The sequence below is a fragment of the Patulibacter sp. NPDC049589 genome (assembly GCF_040675535.1).
Lineage (GTDB): Bacteria > Actinomycetota > Thermoleophilia > Solirubrobacterales > Solirubrobacteraceae > Patulibacter.
This window is the reverse complement of sequence record NZ_JBFAPC010000278.1, coordinates 1-4,091: the sequence shown is the minus strand read 5'-3', so window position 1 is coordinate 4,091 and position 4,091 is coordinate 1. Positions and strand designations below refer to the sequence as shown.

Here is a 4,091-nt window from a genome sequence, read left to right as displayed (position 1 = left end):
CCGATCGCGGCGCCCCGCGACCGGCCGAGGTGGGCCCGCGTCATGCCCCGCAGCCTAGTCGGGGCCGCGGCGCGGGACGCCGGTTCCCGGGCCCGCACCGACCCCGCGGGGACCTTCGCACCTCGCGCCCGCCGCTCCCGCCGGGCCCCGCGCCCCGACCGTCCCGCCGCTCCCGCCGGAGCCCGCTCGCCCGACCGTCCCACCGCTCCGCCCGGCCGACCGGCCGTCGCGCCGAACGCGGTCCCGCCACCCGCCGGGCCGGGCCGCCAACTACCGGCATGTTGCGTCCGTGTCAAGACCCGCAGCGGGACCGCCGGGGGGTCGGGGCCGTCGGGTCCCTATCCTTTGCCGGGAATGCCTTCCGCACGTACAGACCTCCGAACCGTCGCCATCGTCGCCCACGTCGACCACGGGAAGACCACCCTCGTCGACGCGATGCTGCGTCAGTCCGGCGCGCTGCACCGCGGCGAGGACTCCGACCGCATCATGGACTCCAACGACCAGGAGCGCGAGCGCGGGATCACCATCCTCGCCAAGCACACGGTCATCCAGTGGCGCGACACGACGGTCACGATCGTCGACACCCCCGGCCACGCCGACTTCGGCGGCGAGGTCGAGCGCGGCCTGGCCCTCGTCGACGGCGTCGTCCTGCTGGTCGACGCGGCCGAGGGTCCGCTGCCCCAGACGCGCTTCGTGCTGCGCAAGGCGCTCGAGGCCGACCTGCCGGTGATCCTGGTCGTCAACAAGATCGACCGCCCCGACGCGCAGATCGAGCAGGTCGTGTCCGACGTCGAGGAGCTCTTCCTCGAGCTCGACGCCAAGGACCACCAGCTCGAGTTCCCGGTCTACTACGCCATCGGTCGCGACGGTCGCGCCGGCATCCGCCCGGACGAGCTGGGCGAGGACCTCGCCGAGCTGCTCGACGGCATCCTCGAGGCGATCCCCGCCCCGACGTTCGACCCCGAGCACCCGCTGCAGGCGCAGGTCGGCAACCTCGACGCGTCCCCGTACCTCGGCCGCCTCGCGATCTCGAAGATCGCCCACGGCACGCTGCGGCGCGGCGACCAGGTCCTCTGGGTCAAGCGCGACGGCACGCAGGTCAAGGCCAAGGTCGGCGAGCTCTTCAAGACCCAGGGCCTCGAGCGCGTCCCGGCCGAGGAGATCGGCCCGGGCGAGATCGCCGCCATCGCCGGCTTCCCCGAGATCCAGCTCGGCGACACCCTGACGGACATCGAGGACCCGCGCCCGCTGCCGAACATCACGGTCGACGAGCCGTCGCTGGCGATGACGATCGGCGTCAACACGTCGCCGATGGCCGGCCGCGAGGGCGACAAGCTCACCGCCCGCATGATCGAGAACCGCCTCCAGGCGGAGCTCATCGGCAACGTGTCGCTGAAGGTCGAGCCGACGGAGCGCCCGGACACGTGGGAGGTCCACGGCCGCGGCGAGCTGCAGCTGGCCGTCCTCGTGGAGAACATGCGTCGCGAGGGCTTCGAGATGACGGTCGGCAAGCCGCGCGTCCTCGTCCGCACCGCCGAGGACGGCAAGCGCGAGGAGCCGCAGGAGGCCGTCACGATCGACACGCCCGAGGAGCACCTGGGCGCGATCACGCAGCTGATGGCCGAGCGCAAGGGCCAGATGCTCGGCATGAGCGGCCACGGCACCGGCTGGATCCGCATGGACTTCCGGATCCCGGCGCGTGGCCTGATCGGCGTGCGCACCGAGTTCCTGACCACGACCCGCGGCGCGGGCATGATGCACTCGATCTTCGACGGTTGGGCACCGTGGGCCGGCGAGATCCGCTCCCGCCAGGCCGGCTCGATGGTCTGCGACCGCACCGGCAAGATCACCGGCTACGCCGTGATCTCGATGCAGGACCGCGGCACCCTCTTCGTCTCCGTCGGCGACGAGGTCTACGAGGGCTCCGTCATCGGCGAGAACAAGCGCGCCGAGGACCTGGACGTCAACGCCGTCCGCGAGCGCAAGGTCACCAACATCCGCTCCGCCACGTCGGAGGAGCTCGTCAAGATCGTGCCGCCGCGCGAGATGACGCTCGACCAGGCGCTCGAGTTCATCGCCGACGACGAGTGCGTCGAGGTGACGCCGAAGAACGTCCGGCTGCGCAAGAACGTGCTGAACACCAGCGAGCGCCAGAAGGCCCAGAAGCAGAAGAAGCGCGGCGACGCGCCGAAGGCCTAGGCAGCACCCCGCAGCTCACCCCGGTCGACAACCGGGCGCACATCGACGCCCTGCGCGGTCAGCTCCGCCTCGACCCGGTCGCCACCCGGCCCGTGGTAGAGGATGCGGTGATGGTCGCGCAGGCCGGCCTGGATGTAGCCGGCGACGCTGCGGGTCCGCTGCGGCTCGTCGTCGAAGATCAGGCACACGTGGTCGCCCGGCGTGAGCCGATCGAGTGGGCCGGTCTCGGCCATCACACCCCCTTCGGGCGGCCCCGCTGGTCGATGTCCGGCTCACCGTACTTTCCGGGCAGGCGGGGGCGGTATCGCTGAATCGGGGGTCAGCCGGTGCAGAATCCGAGGTAACCGACGCACTAGGAGGACCCATGACCGGCACCGACCCGCTCGACCTGCTCGACATCGACGGACTGCTCAGCGACGAGGAACGGCAGATCCAGGAGACGGTCGGACGGTTCGTGGCCGATCGGGTCCGGCCGTTCGTCGCCGAGTGGTTCGAGGCCGGCACCTTCCCCCGTGAGCTGGCCCCTGAGCTGGGCAAGCTCGGCGTCCTCGGGATGCACCTGGACGGCTACGGCTGCGCCGGGACCAGCGCTGTCGCGTACGGTCTGGCCTGTCTCGAACTGGAGGCCGGCGACTCCGGCCTGCGCAGCTTCGTCTCCGTACAGGGCTCGCTCGCGATGTTCTCGATCTGGAAGTTCGGTTCCGAGGAGCAGAAGCAGGAGTGGCTGCCCCGGATGGCGGCCGGCGAGGCGATCGGCTGCTTCGGCCTGACCGAGCCGGACTTCGGCAGCGACCCGGCGAACATGCGCACCCGGGCGGTGCGTGATGGCGACGACTGGATCCTCACCGGCACCAAGATGTGGATCACCAACGGCAGCATCGCGGACATCGCCACCGTCTGGGCGCAGACCGAGGACGGCATCCGCGGCTTCCTGGTCCCGCGTGGCACACCCGGCTTCACCAGCCGCACGATCAAGCAGAAGCTCTCGCTGCGCGCCTCGATCACCGGTGAGCTGATCCTCGACGAGGTCCGGCTGCCGGACTCGGCCCGCCTGCCCGAGGCCCGCGGCCTGGGCGCCCCGCTGAGCTGCCTGAGCGAGGCCCGTTTCGGCATCGTCTTCGGCTCCGCCGGCGCCGGCCGTGACGCGCTGCGTGCCGCGCTCGACTACGCCAACTCCCGCATCCAGTTCGGCAGGCCGATCGCCGCTTTCCAGCTCACCCAGGAGAAGCTGGCGAACATGGCGGTCGACCTGAGCACCGCCACCCTGCTCGCCCTGCACCTCGGCCGGCTCAAGGACGCCGGTGCGATCAAGCCGCACCAGATCAGCGTCGGCAAGCTCAACAACGTACGCACGGCGCTGTCCATCGCCCGCGAGTGCCGCACCATCCTCGGTGGCAGTGGCATCACCCTCGAGTACTCGCCGCTGCGGCACGCCAACAACCTCGAGTCGGTGCTCACCTACGAGGGCACGTCCGAGATCCACACCCTGGTCATCGGCCAGACCCTGACCGGCCACGCGGCCTACCGCTGAGTCAGGCAAGCCCGGCAAGGGCCTGGCGCATGCGGCCGAGACTTCCGCCGGTCGCCTGTTTGCACAGGTATTCGGCGCGCTCGTAGGAGAGGCGCCGCCGTCCGGTCTCCGGGCAGAGATCACCTTCCGCGGGTCGGCGGCCCGGCCCGGGCCGCCGATCAGAAAGGAAGAGCGGCCCCCGGGTACGCCCGGCGATCAACTCCGGAAGCAGCCGCGCCGTCCCGGAGCGCCAGACGATCGTCCCGTCCCGGGCGCTGCGGTCGGCCAGGTCCAGGTCCTCGACATTGAGCGCCAGCACCGCGCCCACCTTCGCCGACGACTCCCGCAGCAGGCACCAGAGGGCCCGCTCCCGCACCGACGG

Annotated in this window: 3 protein-coding genes and 1 pseudogene; 2 read left to right on the top strand and 2 right to left on the bottom strand. The window is 71.4% G+C overall.

The genetic code is table 11. From position 1 onward, the window contains the following. Positions 1-354 precede the first annotated feature (354 nt). Positions 355-2,199: a translational GTPase TypA gene (typA, locus tag AB0L40_RS26940; RefSeq protein WP_364361757.1), complete on the top strand. Its 1,845-nt coding sequence runs from the start codon at positions 355-357 to the stop codon at positions 2,197-2,199. On the opposite strand, the gene AB0L40_RS26935 is transcribed toward typA, so the two are convergent. Beyond that, positions 2,196-2,432 carry an MEDS domain-containing protein gene (locus AB0L40_RS26935; RefSeq protein WP_364361755.1) on the bottom strand — a complete coding sequence of 79 codons (237 nt, stop codon included), beginning with the start codon at positions 2,430-2,432 and terminating at the stop codon, positions 2,196-2,198. The genes typA and AB0L40_RS26935 overlap by 4 nt on opposite strands. Before the next feature lie 131 nt (positions 2,433-2,563). On the opposite strand from AB0L40_RS26935, the gene AB0L40_RS26930 reads away from it, so the two are divergent. Beyond that, positions 2,564-3,730, top strand: a complete 1,167-nt coding sequence (locus AB0L40_RS26930; protein WP_364361753.1) for an acyl-CoA dehydrogenase family protein — start codon at positions 2,564-2,566, stop codon at positions 3,728-3,730. A gap of 1 nt (position 3,731) precedes the next feature. Here the strand turns inward: AB0L40_RS26930 and AB0L40_RS26925 are convergent. Further along, positions 3,732-4,091 (bottom strand): annotated as a pseudogene (locus tag AB0L40_RS26925) (RNA polymerase subunit sigma); the annotation flags it as partial.